The sequence below is a fragment of the Pseudomonas sp. URIL14HWK12:I5 genome (genome assembly GCF_900176445.1).
Taxonomy (GTDB): Bacteria; Pseudomonadota; Gammaproteobacteria; order Pseudomonadales; family Pseudomonadaceae; genus Aquipseudomonas; species Aquipseudomonas monteilii.
The window spans coordinates 176,928-190,213 of the sequence record NZ_FWXQ01000008.1 but is presented as its reverse complement, the minus strand read 5'-3'; the positions used below and the strand labels follow the sequence as shown (position 1 = coordinate 190,213).

Genomic DNA, 13,286 nt, shown 5'->3' with positions numbered 1-13,286 from the left:
TCGTTTACTCCACTCAGCGGTAAACAGGGAAGTCGGCGCACAGGGCAGCGACGTTCTTCGCCACATCGGCTTCGACGTCGGCGTCACCGAGGTTGTCGAGGATGTCGCAGATCCAGCCGGCCAGGGCCACGCACTGGGCAACCTTGAAGCCACGGGTGGTGACGGCCGGGGTACCGATGCGCAGGCCCGAGGTGACGAACGGCGACTGCGGGTCGTTCGGCACGGCGTTCTTGTTGACGGTAATGTGCGCGCGGCCGAGGGCGGCGTCAGCATCTTTACCCGTCAGGCCCTGGCGAATCAGGCTGACCAGGAACAGGTGGTTGTCGGTGCCACCGGATACCACGTCGTAGCCACGGTCGATGAACACCTGGGCCATGGCCTGGGCGTTTTCGATCACTTGTTGCTGGTAGGCCTTGAAGCCTGGCTCCAGTGCTTCCTTGAAGCACACGGCCTTGGCGGCGATCACGTGCATCAGCGGGCCGCCCTGGGCGCCTGGGAATACAGCGGCGTTCAGCTTTTTCTCGATCTCTTCGTTCGACTTGGCCAGGATCAGGCCGCCACGTGGGCCGCGCAGGGTCTTGTGGGTGGTAGTAGTCACCACGTCTGCGAACGGAATCGGGTTCGGGTACAGGCCAGCAGCAACCAGACCGGCAACGTGGGCCATGTCGACGAACAGCAGCGCACCGACCTTGTCGGCGATGGCGCGGAAGCGTGGGAAGTCGAGGGTTTTGGAGTAGGCCGAGAAGCCGGCAACGATCATTTTCGGCTTGTGCTCGACGGCCAGGCGCTCGACTTCGTCGTAGTCGATCAGGCCGGTGTTGGTGTCGATGCCGTACTGAACAGCGTTGTACAGCTTGCCCGAGGACGACACTTTAGCGCCGTGGGTCAGGTGGCCGCCGTGGGCCAGGCTCATGCCGAGGATGGTGTCACCGGCCTGCAGCAGGGCCAGGTAGACAGCGCCGTTGGCCGACGAACCGGAGTGCGGCTGGACGTTGGCGTAGTCGGCGCCGAACAGCTGCTTGGCGCGCTCGATGGCCAGGGCTTCTACCTTGTCCACGTGCTCGCAGCCACCGTAGTAGCGCTTGCCCGGGTAGCCTTCGGCGTACTTGTTGGTGAGGCCGCTGCCTTGGGCCTGCATGACGCGCTTGCTGGTGTAGTTCTCCGAGGCGATCAGCTCGATGTGATCTTCCTGGCGCTGTTCTTCGGCATTCATCGCCGCCAGCAGTGCGTCGTCGTAACCCTGGATCTGGTCTTGCTTGCTGAACATCGTGTATCTCCCGGCAGCGATCGTTTTTTGTCGTGGGGCACTGTGGCCCTTTGTGGCGATGTTATGACTGGTCGGGGCGGGTCAGATGCCTGCGCACGCCTTGCAATGGCGCGTTTACGACATTGGCTTTTGTGTTAGTCGTGCCGGCCTCTTCGCGGGACAAGCCCGCTCCCACAATGGCCCTGTGTACACGGGCCATTGTGGGAGCGGGCTTGTCCCGCGAAGAGGCCGGTCCAGACAACCCTGAAATCAGCTTATGTCGGGGTTGTATAGGCAACCGCTGAATCGATGGTTTAGAGTGCTGTTCTGCGTCGTTCACAGGACCGTGTCATGACAGATAAGAGCCAACAATTCGCCAGCGACAACTATTCCGGCATCTGCCCAGAAGCCTGGGCAGCAATGGAAAAGGCCAACCACGGCCACGACCGCGCTTACGGCGACGACCAGTGGACCGAGCGCGCCTCGGAATACTTCCGCAACCTGTTCGAAACCGACTGCGAGGTGTTCTTCGCCTTCAACGGCACCGCCGCCAACTCCCTGGCCCTGGCCTCGCTGTGCCAGAGCTACCACAGCGTCATCTGCTCCGAGACCGCGCACGTCGAAACCGACGAATGCGGTGCCCCGGAGTTCTTCTCCAACGGTTCCAAGCTGCTGACGGCGGCCAGCGTCAACGGCAAGCTGACGCCGGAATCCATCCGTGAAGTGGCGCTCAAGCGCCAAGACATCCACTACCCAAAACCACGTGTGGTCACCATCACACAGGCCACCGAAGTAGGCACCGTTTATCGCCCAGATGAGCTCAAAGCGATCAGCGCGACCTGTAAGGAATTGGGGCTGAACCTGCACATGGATGGCGCGCGCTTTACCAATGCCTGCGCGTTTCTCGGCTGCAGCCCGGCCGAGCTGACCTGGAAGGCCGGTGTAGATGTGCTGTGCTTTGGCGGCACCAAGAACGGCATGGCCGTGGGTGAGGCGATCCTGTTCTTCAACCGCCAGCTGGCCGAAGACTTCGACTACCGCTGCAAGCAGGCCGGGCAACTGGCGTCGAAGATGCGCTTCCTGTCGGCACCGTGGGTGGGCCTATTGGAAGATGGCGCCTGGTTGCGCCATGGCAACCACGCCAACCACTGCGCGCAGTTGCTGGCCTCGCTGGTAAGTGACCTGCCGGGTGTGGAGCTGATGTTCCCGGTGGAGGCCAACGGGGTGTTTCTGCAGATGCCGGAGCACGCGATTGAAGCGCTGCGCGGCAAGGGGTGGCGGTTCTATACCTTTATTGGCAGCGGCGGTGCACGGTTCATGTGCTCGTGGGATACCGAGGAAGAGCGGGTGCGGGAGCTGGCGGCGGATATCCGTAGCATCATCACTGACTGACAGGCCGCATCGCGGGGCAAGCCCGCACCCACAAGTACAGCGCCGTCGCTGAGATTGGCACTGTACTCGTGGGTGCGGGCTTGCCCCGCGAAAAAGCCAACACCGATCTAGAGCCTGAACCCACCCATCTGTCGCGCCAGGTCATCGGCCAAGCCACGCAGCGCCTGGCACTCCTCGCGACACCCTTGCACCTCCGCCGCCGTCTCCCGCGCCAGGTCGGAAATCCCCTGCACTGTCCGGTTGATCTCTTCAGTCACCGCCGACTGCTCTTCCGTCGCCGTAGCCACTTGATGGTTCATGTCGCTAATGTGCTCCACCTGGTCGGTAATTGCACCCAGCGACGCCCCGGTGCGCTGGCTCGATGCCACACCACTGCCAGTCGCCTGCTGCCCCGCCTGCATCGAGCTCACCGCCGAACCCGCGCCCTGCTTCAGGCGCTGGATCATCTGCTGCACTTCGTCGGTGGACAGCTGTGTACGTCTGGCCAATGTACGCACCTCATCGGCCACCACGGCAAACCCGCGCCCCATCTCCCCTGCCCGTGCGGCCTCGATGGCAGCGTTCAACGCCAGCAAATTGGTTTGTTCAGAGATGCTACGGATTACTGCGAGCACTTCATCGATCGAGGCGACTTCATCAGCCAACTGGCTGACGGCATCAGCGGCCTTGCCGATGTCGCCCGACATCCCCTCGATACCACGAATCGAGCGTTGCACCACCTCACGCGCCTGCAAGGCCTCGTCCCGTGCCGACTGCGAGGCCTGCGCCGCCTCACCGGCATTGCGGGCTATGTCCTGCACGGTCAGACCCATCTCGTGTACAGCGGTGGCGACCATCTCGGTCATTTCCTGCTGCCGTCCGGAACGCTCGGCGGTGTTGTCCACCACCTGAGTCACCTGCTCAACCGCCCGATGCAGCCGTTCGGAAGTCTGCAACACCTCGCCGATCAGGCTGCGCTGGCTGTCGAGGAAGCGGTTGAAGCCACGGGCCAGGTCACCCAGTTCGTCCTGGCGTGCATCATCCAGGCGGTGGCTGAGATCACCCGCACCGCTGCCGATCTGCACCAATGCCGCAGTGACGCGACGGATTGGTCGCACCAGACCACGCGCCAGCAGCACCACCAGCAGTAGCGACACCAACGCTACGGCACCACCGATGAGACTGGTCAGCCAGACAGCCTGGTGCATTTGCGCGTAGATTTCCGACTCTGGCACTTCGGCCACCAGGGTCCAGTTGAGGTCGCGCAGGGGCAAGCCAAGCGCCAGGTAGCGTTCGCCGTCGCGGCTGAAACGGCTGCTGCGCAGGCCTTCGCTTCCCGTCATGACGCCCTTGGCTGCGTCCGTGCCAAGCTGCTCGGCAAGCTGGCGCTTGCCACTGAAGGCAGCGTCCGGATGCACCTGGATCAAGCCATCGTTACGCACCAGAAATACTTTGCCGTGTTCGCCGAAGCTGAAGTCGTGAATCAGCTTCGAGAGTTCGGTCATGCGCAGGCCCATGCCGGCCACGCCCACCAATTGGCCTTGCTTTTCTACGCGGTAGTCGATGAACAGCGCCAGCTCGCCGGTCGCACCGTCGATGTCGATGTTGATGAACCGCTCGGCGCCGCTGTCGATGTAACCGTAGAACCATTTGTCCTTGGGGTTGCTGCGGTCAAGGGTGCGGTCCAGGCCATTCTCGTTGTAGTAATGGCCGGTTTCGGTCGAGGCAAACAGCGTGGTGAAGGCTTTGTTGCGCTGCTTGGCAGCGGCCAGGTATTCGATGAATTGCGGGGCCTGGGCGGGGTCTTCGCCAGCAGCCAGCCAGTCGCGCAGCAGGGTGTTGCCGGCAATGTCTGCTGCAGCTACCAGCGGCTGGCCGAGCATGCGCTCGATGTCGTTGCGGATGGCTTCGATGCTGGCCGGCAGCGCAGTGTCGACCAGGTAGCGATCGGTGAGGCGGTTGAGCGCCACGGTGAAAATGATGACCACCACCAGGATGCTGGCCAGCAGGGCGGCGCCCATGCTGGTGATCAATTGCCACTGGATGCTTTTACGCCAGATACGCATGCCCCTACTCCCCGCACATTATTGTTTTGCGAGAAGTGTATACACTTGCGTATCCAGTTAATCCAGTGATCTAGAACAACAACACGAATCCTGTGGGAGCGGGCGCGCCCGCTCCCACAGGGATCTCGGTATCAGGCCGTTATTGCTCGGCAATGGTCCGCACGATGGCGTCCACCGTGGCGTCGATCTGCGCCTGGGTACGTGCCAGGGTTTGCTGGTGTTCTTTCTGCAGTTCAACCTGCTTTGAGCACAGGTTAAGGGCAGCCAGCACCAGCAACTTGTCGCCGATCAGGGTCGGGTACTGACGCTTGGTCTCGTTCAGGGCGGTGTTGAGCATCCGCACCGCCTGGGCCAGGGTTTCTTCCTGGCCTTCGGGCGCCTTGATCGAATAGTCGATGCCAAGAATCGACACGACATTGACCGGCTGCTCGTGCAATCTCATGCGCCGACGCCAGCGCTGGCGCGATCAACCAGGGCCTGCAGGCGGGCAGCGGTGCTGCCGTTTTTCTCTTCCTGCTCCATCAGCGACAGTTGCAGGGTTTCGTTCTCTTCCTTGGCCTGCGCCAATTGCGTGCCGAGGGTAGCGTTCTGCTCGGTGAGTTGAGCGTTTTTCTGCATCAGGTCGCTGACCAGTTGCTCGATTTGATTCAGGGAAGCTTCCAGCATGGGTCTATCTCAGGTTGTTGCGAGGGGCGCACACGATAAAGAAAAGTGCCGCCCATCGCCATTAAATATCAGATTCATAAGGTGTCGAACCCGCAGATTGACAGGGTAACGGCCCCCTTGTTCCGACCTGCGTCAACCGCCGGTCAGGAAAAGGTTAGCCACCTCACAATTTTCACCGGTCGCACTCAAGACTGGCCAGTCACGACCGATAGCCCGGCAAGTCATGTTTTGTCGCACTTTACGCACCTTATTTCCCCTTGCCTGGACCCTCCTCTCCATGTCTCTACGCAACATGAATATCGCCCCGCGCGCGCTGCTGGGCTTCGCGCTGATCGGCCTGCTGATGCTTGGCCTTGGTGTCTTCTCGCTGATACAGATGGGCAACATCCGCCAAGCCGGCGTGGCTATCGAGCAGGTCAGCGTGCCCAGCATCAAGATCCTCGACGAACTCACCGCGCTGAACCTGCGTATGCGCACCCTCTCCTACCGCCTGCTGCTCAACCGCGAGCCGGACACCCAGCGCGAAACCCTCAACCTGCTGGACCAACGCAACAGCCAGATCGACCGCGCACGCCAGGCCTACCTGCCCATGATCGGCGCCGCCGACGAACAGGCCGCGTTCGACCAGTATGGCCAGTTGCTCAACCAGTACCGCCAGCTGGAGTCGCGCATGCGCACCCTGAGCCAGGCCGACCGCCTGGACGAGCTGCGCGCCCTGCTGAACCGTGATCTGCTGGCCAACTCAGAGCAGATCAACAAGGTCATGGACACCCTCGTGCGCATCAACACCGACCAGACCCGCGCCACCAACGAAAAAGCCGCCAGCCAGTACGCTGCGGCTTTCGCCCTGGTGATCGGCCTGCTGGTTGCCGCCACCGTGCTGACTTTCGCCTGCGCCTTCCTGCTGACCCGCAGCATCGTCAAACCGATCGAAGAGGCGCTCAAGTGCGCCGAGCAAGTCGCCGACGGTGACCTGACCCACGTCATCCGCGCCGAAGGCACCGACGAAGCCGCCCGTTTGCTGCGCGCCATGGCCCGCATGCAGGACAAGCTGCGCGATACCCTGCAGCTGATCGCTGGCTCTGCGACCCAGCTGGCTTCGGCGGCCGAAGAGTTGAACGCCGTCACAGACGAAAGCGCCCGTGGCCTGCAACAGCAGAACAACGAGATAGAACAGGCCGCCACTGCCGTAACCGAAATGACCAGCGCTGTGGAAGAAGTGGCGCGCAACGCCGTGAGTACCTCGGAAGCGTCCAGTGAAGCCAGCCGCTCGACCGGCGACGGTCGTGACTTGGTAATGGAGACCGTGGGCGCCATCGAGCGCATGAGCGGTGATGTGCAGGCCACTGCCAAATTGATCACTCACCTGGCCGAACAGTCGCGCGACATCGGCAAGGTACTCGACGTGATCCGCGGCCTGGCCGACCAGACCAACCTGCTGGCGCTCAATGCTGCCATCGAGGCGGCGCGTGCCGGCGAAGCGGGCCGTGGTTTTGCCGTGGTGGCCGATGAAGTGCGTGCGCTGGCACACCGTACCCAGCAGTCGACCAGCGAGATCGAGCGGATGATCGGCAGCATTCAGGGCGGCACGGAAGAGGCTGTGGAGTCGATGCGCACCAGCACCGAGCGTGCCGAGTCGACACTGAATATCGCCCGGGGCGCGGGCATGGCGCTGGATACCATTGCTGGGGCAGTGGCACAGATCAACGAGCGTAACCTGGTGATTGCCAGCGCGGCGGAAGAGCAGGCGCAGGTGGCGCGGGAAGTGGACCGCAACCTGGTGAACATCAATGACCTGTCGGTGCAGAGTGCTACCGGGGCGCATCAGACCAGTGCGGCGAGTGCTGAACTGTCGCGCCTTGCCGTGGACCTGAATGGGTTGGTGGCACGCTTCCGTACCTGATCTGTTCAGCGCTTTTGATGGGGCTTGAAGACCTGCTGGCGAAAGGGCCAGCGAAAGGCGAGAACTCGGCCCCTGCCAGATCCATCACGAAGGGGCCATAGCCATCCTTAAGCTGCTTGTTCAGGGATTTGGCAGTCGAAAATCCTTTCACCCCAACCTTCACAAGGCCTGCGGCAACGACCAACTCATTACTACCAGGTACGCCGTAAGAAACCAGCTTACTTCCAACGAGGGCCGTCCACTTCGCTGTTTCAGACACTACTTTTAGCCTGCTAGGGCCAGACCAGGCAGCTTTGATCCGCGAAGCTAACCATATAGCGTTTTTAAACAACGCAAGGACACTCATCGCCCCACTTGGGTCATGCCTGTTAACCGGATCGTCCAGGCAATAGGCATAAGCACTGATGCCACCCTTGGAGAATGGGCTCAGATGGTCTGCAGATAAGAATCGCCTTAAAGCTGGGCGGTATACTCTTCTGCCGTTGCCGAGCAAGTAATTGCCAGTGAACCGATCTTGGAACTCTCCATTGAATACGAGCAATGATTCAGCCCTGCCAGGCTGTAGGCCGTAGGGATCGTACGGCACTGAGCTCAATATACTCACGGCAGTCGAAGCGCGCTGCATCATTCAGATCCTCAAAGTGGTCTGAAGTGAAGTTACTCCACATTCAGATACTCTGGAACTGACATATCTGCTAGCTCTCCAATAGCACCGAGGGCCGCTTCGCAGCCCCAGCATCTCTTAATCAGTAATCGATCCGCACATCCCCCTTCGGCACACTGCAGCACGACAGGATATAGCCCTCGGCTTCGTCCTCTTCGGTAATGCCGCCGTTGTGCTCCATCTCCACCTCACCGCCCAGCTTGAGCACCTTGCAGGTGCCGCAAATGCCCATGCCGCAGGCTTTCGGGATCATCAAGCCAACCTTGGCCGCCGCCGCATGCACGGTTTCGCCCGGAGCAATGCGGATGCTCTTCTCGCTACCGATGAACTCCACCAGGTTGAGGTCGGAAACATCCAGCTCCGGTGCATCGGCCGCCTGCTCGGCGTGCTCCACTGCATCGGCCTTGGCCTCGGCCGGGGTCGCGCCGAACGACTCCTCGTGGTAGTTCTTCATGTCGAAGCCGACCGCTTCGAGCATGCGCTTGACCGCCGTCATGTAGGGCGTCGGGCCGCAGCAGAACACCACGCGGTCCATGTAGTCCGGGGCAATCAGCTCCATCAGGCGCTGGTTGAGATAGCCGCGATACCCGGCCCATGGCTCGCCCAGGCCATGCTTCTCGCAAATGATGTGCAGGCTGAAGTTGGGGATGCGTGAAGCCATCTGTTCAAGCTCGCGGTGGTAGATGATGTCCTTCGGCGAGCGGGCGCTGTGTACGAACACCATGTCGACGTTGGCGTTGGTGTCGTAGAACCAGCGCGCCATCGACATGACCGGGGTAATGCCCACGCCACCCGACAGGTACAACACCTTGGCTGCCGGGAAGTCGATGGCGTTGAACAACCCCACCGGCCCGTGCACCGGCAGCTCGGCACCTTCGTGCATGGTGTCGTGCAGGAAGTTGGACACCAGGCCGCCCGGTACACGCTTGACGGTGATCGAGAAGCTGTACGGCACCGATGGCGAACTGGAAATGGTGTAGGAGCGCATCACCGGCTTGCCTTCGATCTCCAGCTCCAGGGTGACGAACTGCCCGGGTTTGAAGAAGAACATGATCGGCTGATCGGCCATGAAGCAGAAAGTGCGCACGTCCCAGGTCTCCTGGATGACCTTGACGCAGCGCACGATGTGGCGGCCGTTGGCCCAGGTCTGGGTGGTGACCGGATTGAGGAAGGTATCGGACATGTTCATCTCCAGCAGCCGACTATTGGGCTTTTTATGGCTTGGATAATGCGCAAGCTTGCGGCTACGTACATTCCTGCCAGCGACATCGGCGTGCTTATCGCGACCAGCCCCGCGCCACAAGGGTTGGGGCGTCGTAATTCAAATCGGCCATGTCGCCCATGGATACGGTTCGCTGCGGCTTCGGACGCACACTCCACGGCAAATAAACACGCTGTTTCTTGATAAGCAGCCTTGCGGCACCACAACAACGATTAGCCACCTTTTGCCGGCCGCACACGGCCCCGAGGAATACACGATGGACGTCACCGCAACCCTGAGCCTGGGCGATCCACTGGAACCTGCACGCAAGGCTACCGCCGAGATGCTGCAGACCCGCGAGCGCACCTACTCGCTGCCCCAGCCTTTCTACACCGACGAGCGTCTGTTCCAGATCGACATGCAGGAGATCTTCCAGAAAGAATGGCTGATCGCCGGCATGACTTGCGAAATTCCGGCGAAAGGCAACTACATCACCCTGCAGATCGGCAACAACCCGATCCTGGTGGTGCGTGGCGCCGAAGGTAAGGTGCACGCCTTCCACAACGTCTGCCGCCACCGCGGCTCGCGCCTGTGCGTCAGCGACAAAGGCAAGGTGGCCAAGCTGGTGTGCCACTACCACCAGTGGACCTACGAACTGGACGGCCGCCTGCTGTTCGCCGGCACCGAAATGGGCGCCGACTTCGACATGAAGCAGTACGGCCTGAAGCCGGTGAACGTGAAGGTGGCCGGCGGCTACATCTTCATCAGCCTGTCGGAAAACCCGCCCGCCATCGACGAGTTCCTGGCCACCCTGGAACACTACATGGAACCGTACGACATGGAGAACACCAAGGTGGCGGTGCAAACCACCTTGATGGAAAAAGCCAACTGGAAGCTGGTGCTGGAAAACAACCGCGAGTGCTACCACTGCAGCGGTTCGCACCCGGAGCTGCTGCAAACCCTGCTGGAGTGGGACGACACCAACGACCCGCGCGCCAGCCAGGAATTCAAGGACCACGTGGCCGCCTCGGCCGCCGCCTGGGAAGCCGAGAAAATTCCGTACCTGCACAAGAGCCACGGCCTGCGTAACCGCATCGTGCGCATGCCGCTGCTCAAGGGCACCGTATCGATGACCATGGACGGCAAGCAGGCCTGCCAGAAGCTGATGGGCCGCATCAAGAACCCAGACCTGGGCTCGATGCGCATCCTGCACCTGCCGCACTCGTGGAACCACTGCATGGGCGACCACATGATCGTGTTCACCGTGTGGCCGATCAGCGCTCAAGAGACCATGGTCACTACCAAGTGGCTGGTGCACAAGGACGCTGTGGAAGGTGTGGACTACGACCCAGAGCGCATGCGCAAGGTGTGGGACGCCACCAACGACCAGGACCGCCGCCTGGCGGAAGAAAACCAGCGTGGCATCAACTCCACGGCGTACCAGCCTGGGCCTTACTCGAAGACTTACGAGTTTGGCGTGGTGAACTTTATTGACTGGTACAGCGGGCGAATGCTGAACAACCTGGGGGCGGAGCCGGCGGCGTATCTGAAGGAAGTACAGGCGCAGTAAACGCAAGACCTGCATACCGGCTACACGGCCGTCTCTCTGACGGCCGTTTGACGCTCATTGATAACATCCATCTGCGACAAACTTCGGTGCCTAGGGGCTGTCGAGGGCGGAGGGGTCACCCCTGTACTAAAAGGCCATTCCGGCTCACGCAGCGAGCTTCTGCCTGAAGCTGGAAATTGAATGTTGCCTTGAGCGGATTTAATTGGATAACGCGAGCCGAGCTGCTCTACGGCAAGTTGTCCTACTTCTACAGCTGAAGAGATGGTTGCCGCTGCTCCAAACGAAAAATCTGCCATCACCAACGCATCGTTATTTGCCCCCGCAAGGCGTGCCACCCCCGTACCAATACTGGCTAACGCGGTGCTGCCCCCTACCCCCATCAGCATCTTTTGCCTCCAATCCAACCGTGGTAGCTCGCTCTCTATCGTTCCCGTCGCGAGGTCACCATTGCGACTTGCTGCAAACTCTGGATCATAAGAAAAATACCTTCTGGTGATGCGCATGTCCTTGAGGTACTTATAGGCTGTGATGCCCAAATTCAATACCCCGCTCAGAATGCTTCTTACAGGCGCGGCGTATTGTATGAATCGCCCGCTGGGATCTGTGAAGTTGACAGGATCATTGTGACAGTACGCATACGCATTAATGCCCCCACGATAAAATGGGCTGAGACTATCAGGGCTCGTGAATCGCATCAGCGCTGGTCGGTAGGAGCGATGGCCATTTCCCAACGGGTAATTACCAGCCAATGAATCACGATATTGGCCGCAAAAAGCAAGCCCTGGTATTGGAGGCGTTTTGACGTTTCCATAGGGTGAATAAGCGCGCGGCTCGGTGGGTTGCCCCCTCATGACTGATTGTTGCAGATCGGTGCTTAGCAATAACGTCGACATGGTTTACCCACAGGTGCCGAATCTTGTGGATACCTTAGCGATAGCTTTGGAGTGTTAGTACTGGTAAAAATACTAGGCGTGTATTGATCATTATTTGATCAAACCCAGACAGGCCTTATGGAGCGTGGCCTGCAGCGGATTCCGTACACCTTACCCACAGAGACACCAACAGAGTTTGTGAGCAAAGCGCAGCCATGCCGCGTTTACTCTGTGGATAAGCGATTCAAGGCCTTGATAATCATGGATCAGAAAGCATCCTGACCAATTTGATCGTTTTTTAATCAATTCCTCACAAGCCATAACCTGCGCGGCTTTCAGGTAGTGCCGAACAGATTATCCACAGACCCGCTAACAGCGATTGTGGGCAAAACCAGACAGCGCTACGTCAATCTGTAGCTGATGAGCCGAGCCAGCGCTGATCACTTTCTGATCAAAACTCTGTAAGCCCCGCTGTGTAAGCCCCACAGCCATGCGCCAACACTTTATCCACACCTTGGCGAACAGATTCCGTGGGCAAAACAAACGTGTACCTGATATTTCTGCCAGTTTCGCCAAATCCAGCGATGTGATTGGGTAATGGCCACTACTTTGGCATTACTCAGGAGTGACTTATGCACAGCCGCCAGGAAGGCACTGTGAAGTGGTTCGATGAAAAGCGGGGGATCGGAGTTATCAGCGCCGAAGGGCGGCGTAGGGATTACCTGGTTTTGCGCTGCGCCGCAGTGAATGTGGTGTTGTCGAAGGGGGAACGGGTGTTATTCGAGCCAGTGAGCGAGGCGCTAGGCTGTTGGGCGTTCAATGTGGCCAAGGCACATCATTAGCCTGTCAGGCCCAATCGCCGGCAAGCCAGTTCCCACAGGTATTGCACAGGGCCCGAAGGCAGTAGTAATCCTGTGAGAGCCGGCTTGCCGGCGCTGGGGCCAGCTCAGGCTTCAGCGCAACACGCCTTCTTCTACCAACAGCTTGAGAATGGCCTCAGCGCCCTCCTGTGGCGAAACATCCTTCAACACCTTGCCACCGCCACCACTGGCCTTGGCCGTTGCCGCCTTCATCCGGTCAGCACCGCTTTTGGCCTTGATGACCTTCAAGCGCTTGGGCCGTGGCCGGGCCGGTTGCAGCTCGGCTTCGGCCAGCAGGTCGTCCTCGACGATGGCCACGTTACGCGCCGCCAATACACCCCGGCGCGCCGGCCCGAAGGCGCTCTGGCGCGGCTTGGGCGCAGCGTTATCCACAGTCGCCAGCAACGGCAAACGCACTTTCAACCGACGCCGCTGACCACGCGGTAGAGCTTGCAGTACCTGGGCGGTGCCGTTCTCGATCGACTCCACCTCAGCCAACCCCACGATCAACGGCCAGCCAAGTTTTTCGGCCAGCAGGAAGGGCAACATGCCCGACCCTTCACCCGTTTCGGCCTGGCTACCGGTCAGCACCAGCTGCGCCCCGGCATCGCGCAGGTAATCGCCCAGCACGCCCAGCACATCGGCACCGGCCGGCTGCTCCAGAACATCCAGATGGTCCAGGCCCATGCCCAGGTAGGCGCGCAGCGCTTCTTCCTGTGGGTCGCCGGCATGCACCACCTGCAAGTTATCCCCAGCCAGCTGCAAACCCAGTTCCACGGCGCGGGCATCCTGCTCGGCGCGGCGGGCGCGTCCGGAGCTTGGGTGGGCACCGATGGAAACCAGGCTGATCACTTTCGTACTCATGCT

The 13,286-nt window shown here is 60.5% G+C and carries 12 protein-coding genes and 1 pseudogene; 4 read left to right on the top strand and 9 right to left on the bottom strand.

What is annotated here, in order from left to right; genetic code table 11:
• Positions 1–13 precede the first annotated feature (13 nt).
• Positions 14–1,267 (bottom strand): serine hydroxymethyltransferase, encoded by a 1,254-nt coding sequence (locus B9A31_RS19395; protein WP_003255681.1) that lies wholly within the window; start codon positions 1,265–1,267, stop codon positions 14–16.
• A gap of 330 nt (positions 1,268–1,597) precedes the next feature.
• Here B9A31_RS19395 and B9A31_RS19390 point away from each other — a divergent pair, with 330 nt between their 5' ends.
• Complete coding sequence (locus B9A31_RS19390) at positions 1,598–2,638, top strand: threonine aldolase family protein (RefSeq protein WP_016714524.1); 1,041 nt, start codon at positions 1,598–1,600, stop codon at positions 2,636–2,638.
• Between the two features lie 107 nt (positions 2,639–2,745).
• Here B9A31_RS19390 and B9A31_RS27795 read toward each other — a convergent pair whose 3' ends face one another.
• The 4 genes and pseudogenes from B9A31_RS27795 to B9A31_RS19375 all read right to left on the bottom strand — a co-directional run bounded on the left by B9A31_RS27795 (position 2,746) and on the right by B9A31_RS19375 (position 5,349).
• Positions 2,746–3,474, bottom strand: a complete 729-nt coding sequence (locus B9A31_RS27795) for a methyl-accepting chemotaxis protein (RefSeq protein ID WP_371257978.1) — start codon at positions 3,472–3,474, stop codon at positions 2,746–2,748.
• 135 nt (positions 3,475–3,609) lie between these two features.
• Positions 3,610–4,638: pseudogene (gene mcpH, locus B9A31_RS27790) on the bottom strand (methyl-accepting chemotaxis protein McpH); the annotation flags it as partial.
• Positions 4,639–4,822: 184 nt separating this feature from the next.
• The gene (locus B9A31_RS19380) at positions 4,823–5,125 is read right to left on the bottom strand and encodes a cell division protein ZapA (protein ID WP_016714522.1); all 303 of its coding nucleotides are present in this window, start codon (positions 5,123–5,125) and stop codon (positions 4,823–4,825) included.
• On the bottom strand, positions 5,122–5,349 hold the full coding sequence (locus B9A31_RS19375) for a hypothetical protein (RefSeq protein WP_016714521.1): 228 nt from the start codon (positions 5,347–5,349) through the stop codon (positions 5,122–5,124). The genes B9A31_RS19380 and B9A31_RS19375 overlap by 4 nt, the downstream gene beginning before the upstream one ends.
• 277 nt (positions 5,350–5,626) lie before the next feature.
• On the opposite strand from B9A31_RS19375, the gene B9A31_RS19370 reads away from it, so the two are divergent.
• Positions 5,627–7,252, top strand: a complete 1,626-nt coding sequence (locus B9A31_RS19370) for a methyl-accepting chemotaxis protein (RefSeq protein ID WP_084297272.1) — start codon at positions 5,627–5,629, stop codon at positions 7,250–7,252.
• Here the strand turns inward: B9A31_RS19370 and B9A31_RS27785 are convergent.
• Together B9A31_RS27785 and gbcB are read right to left on the bottom strand one after the other, a co-directional pair.
• Positions 7,161–7,877 carry an RHS repeat-associated core domain-containing protein gene (locus B9A31_RS27785; protein ID WP_371851095.1) on the bottom strand — a complete coding sequence of 239 codons (717 nt, stop codon included), beginning with the start codon at positions 7,875–7,877 and terminating at the stop codon, positions 7,161–7,163. The genes B9A31_RS19370 and B9A31_RS27785 overlap by 92 nt on opposite strands.
• A gap of 121 nt (positions 7,878–7,998) precedes the next feature.
• On the bottom strand, positions 7,999–9,099 hold the full coding sequence (gene gbcB, locus B9A31_RS19360) for a glycine-betaine demethylase subunit GbcB (protein WP_019096469.1): 1,101 nt from the start codon (positions 9,097–9,099) through the stop codon (positions 7,999–8,001).
• A 295-nt stretch (positions 9,100–9,394) separates the two neighbouring features.
• Here gbcB and gbcA point away from each other — a divergent pair, with 295 nt between their 5' ends.
• On the top strand, positions 9,395–10,687 hold the full coding sequence (gbcA, locus tag B9A31_RS19350) for a glycine-betaine demethylase subunit GbcA (RefSeq protein ID WP_019096468.1): 1,293 nt from the start codon (positions 9,395–9,397) through the stop codon (positions 10,685–10,687).
• Positions 10,688–10,707: 20 nt separating this feature from the next.
• Here gbcA and B9A31_RS19345 read toward each other — a convergent pair whose 3' ends face one another.
• A complete protein-coding gene (locus tag B9A31_RS19345; protein WP_080587335.1) occupies positions 10,708–11,580 on the bottom strand; it encodes an RHS repeat-associated core domain-containing protein in 873 nt (290 codons plus the stop codon).
• Positions 11,581–12,191: 611 nt separating this feature from the next.
• On the opposite strand from B9A31_RS19345, the gene B9A31_RS19340 reads away from it, so the two are divergent.
• Positions 12,192–12,401: a cold shock domain-containing protein gene (locus tag B9A31_RS19340; protein ID WP_019096467.1), complete on the top strand. Its 210-nt coding sequence runs from the start codon at positions 12,192–12,194 to the stop codon at positions 12,399–12,401.
• A 111-nt stretch (positions 12,402–12,512) separates the two neighbouring features.
• Here B9A31_RS19340 and B9A31_RS19335 read toward each other — a convergent pair whose 3' ends face one another.
• The gene (locus B9A31_RS19335; RefSeq protein ID WP_019096849.1) at positions 12,513–13,283 is read right to left on the bottom strand and encodes an electron transfer flavoprotein subunit beta; all 771 of its coding nucleotides are present in this window, start codon (positions 13,281–13,283) and stop codon (positions 12,513–12,515) included.
• Between the last annotated feature and the right edge of the window lie 3 nt (positions 13,284–13,286).

Excerpts from the sequence above, each read along its gene's own strand:
- B9A31_RS19395 (WP_003255681.1), bottom strand. The coding sequence starts at position 1,267 with ATGTTCAGCAAGCAAGACCAGATCCAGGGTTACGACGACGCACTGCTG.
- B9A31_RS19390 (WP_016714524.1), top strand. The coding sequence starts at position 1,598 with ATGACAGATAAGAGCCAACAATTCGCCAGCGACAACTATTCCGGCATC.
- B9A31_RS27795 (WP_371257978.1), bottom strand. The coding sequence starts at position 3,474 with ATGGTCGCCACCGCTGTACACGAGATGGGTCTGACCGTGCAGGACATA.
- B9A31_RS19380 (WP_016714522.1), bottom strand. The coding sequence starts at position 5,125 with ATGAGATTGCACGAGCAGCCGGTCAATGTCGTGTCGATTCTTGGCATC.
- B9A31_RS19375 (WP_016714521.1), bottom strand. The coding sequence starts at position 5,349 with ATGCTGGAAGCTTCCCTGAATCAAATCGAGCAACTGGTCAGCGACCTG.
- B9A31_RS19370 (WP_084297272.1), top strand. The coding sequence starts at position 5,627 with ATGTCTCTACGCAACATGAATATCGCCCCGCGCGCGCTGCTGGGCTTC.
- B9A31_RS27785 (WP_371851095.1), bottom strand. The coding sequence starts at position 7,877 with ATGCAGCGCGCTTCGACTGCCGTGAGTATATTGAGCTCAGTGCCGTAC.
- gbcB (WP_019096469.1), bottom strand. The coding sequence starts at position 9,099 with ATGTCCGATACCTTCCTCAATCCGGTCACCACCCAGACCTGGGCCAAC.
- gbcA (WP_019096468.1), top strand. The coding sequence starts at position 9,395 with ATGGACGTCACCGCAACCCTGAGCCTGGGCGATCCACTGGAACCTGCA.
- B9A31_RS19345 (WP_080587335.1), bottom strand. The coding sequence starts at position 11,580 with ATGTCGACGTTATTGCTAAGCACCGATCTGCAACAATCAGTCATGAGG.
- B9A31_RS19340 (WP_019096467.1), top strand. The coding sequence starts at position 12,192 with ATGCACAGCCGCCAGGAAGGCACTGTGAAGTGGTTCGATGAAAAGCGG.
- B9A31_RS19335 (WP_019096849.1), bottom strand. The coding sequence starts at position 13,283 with ATGAGTACGAAAGTGATCAGCCTGGTTTCCATCGGTGCCCACCCAAGC.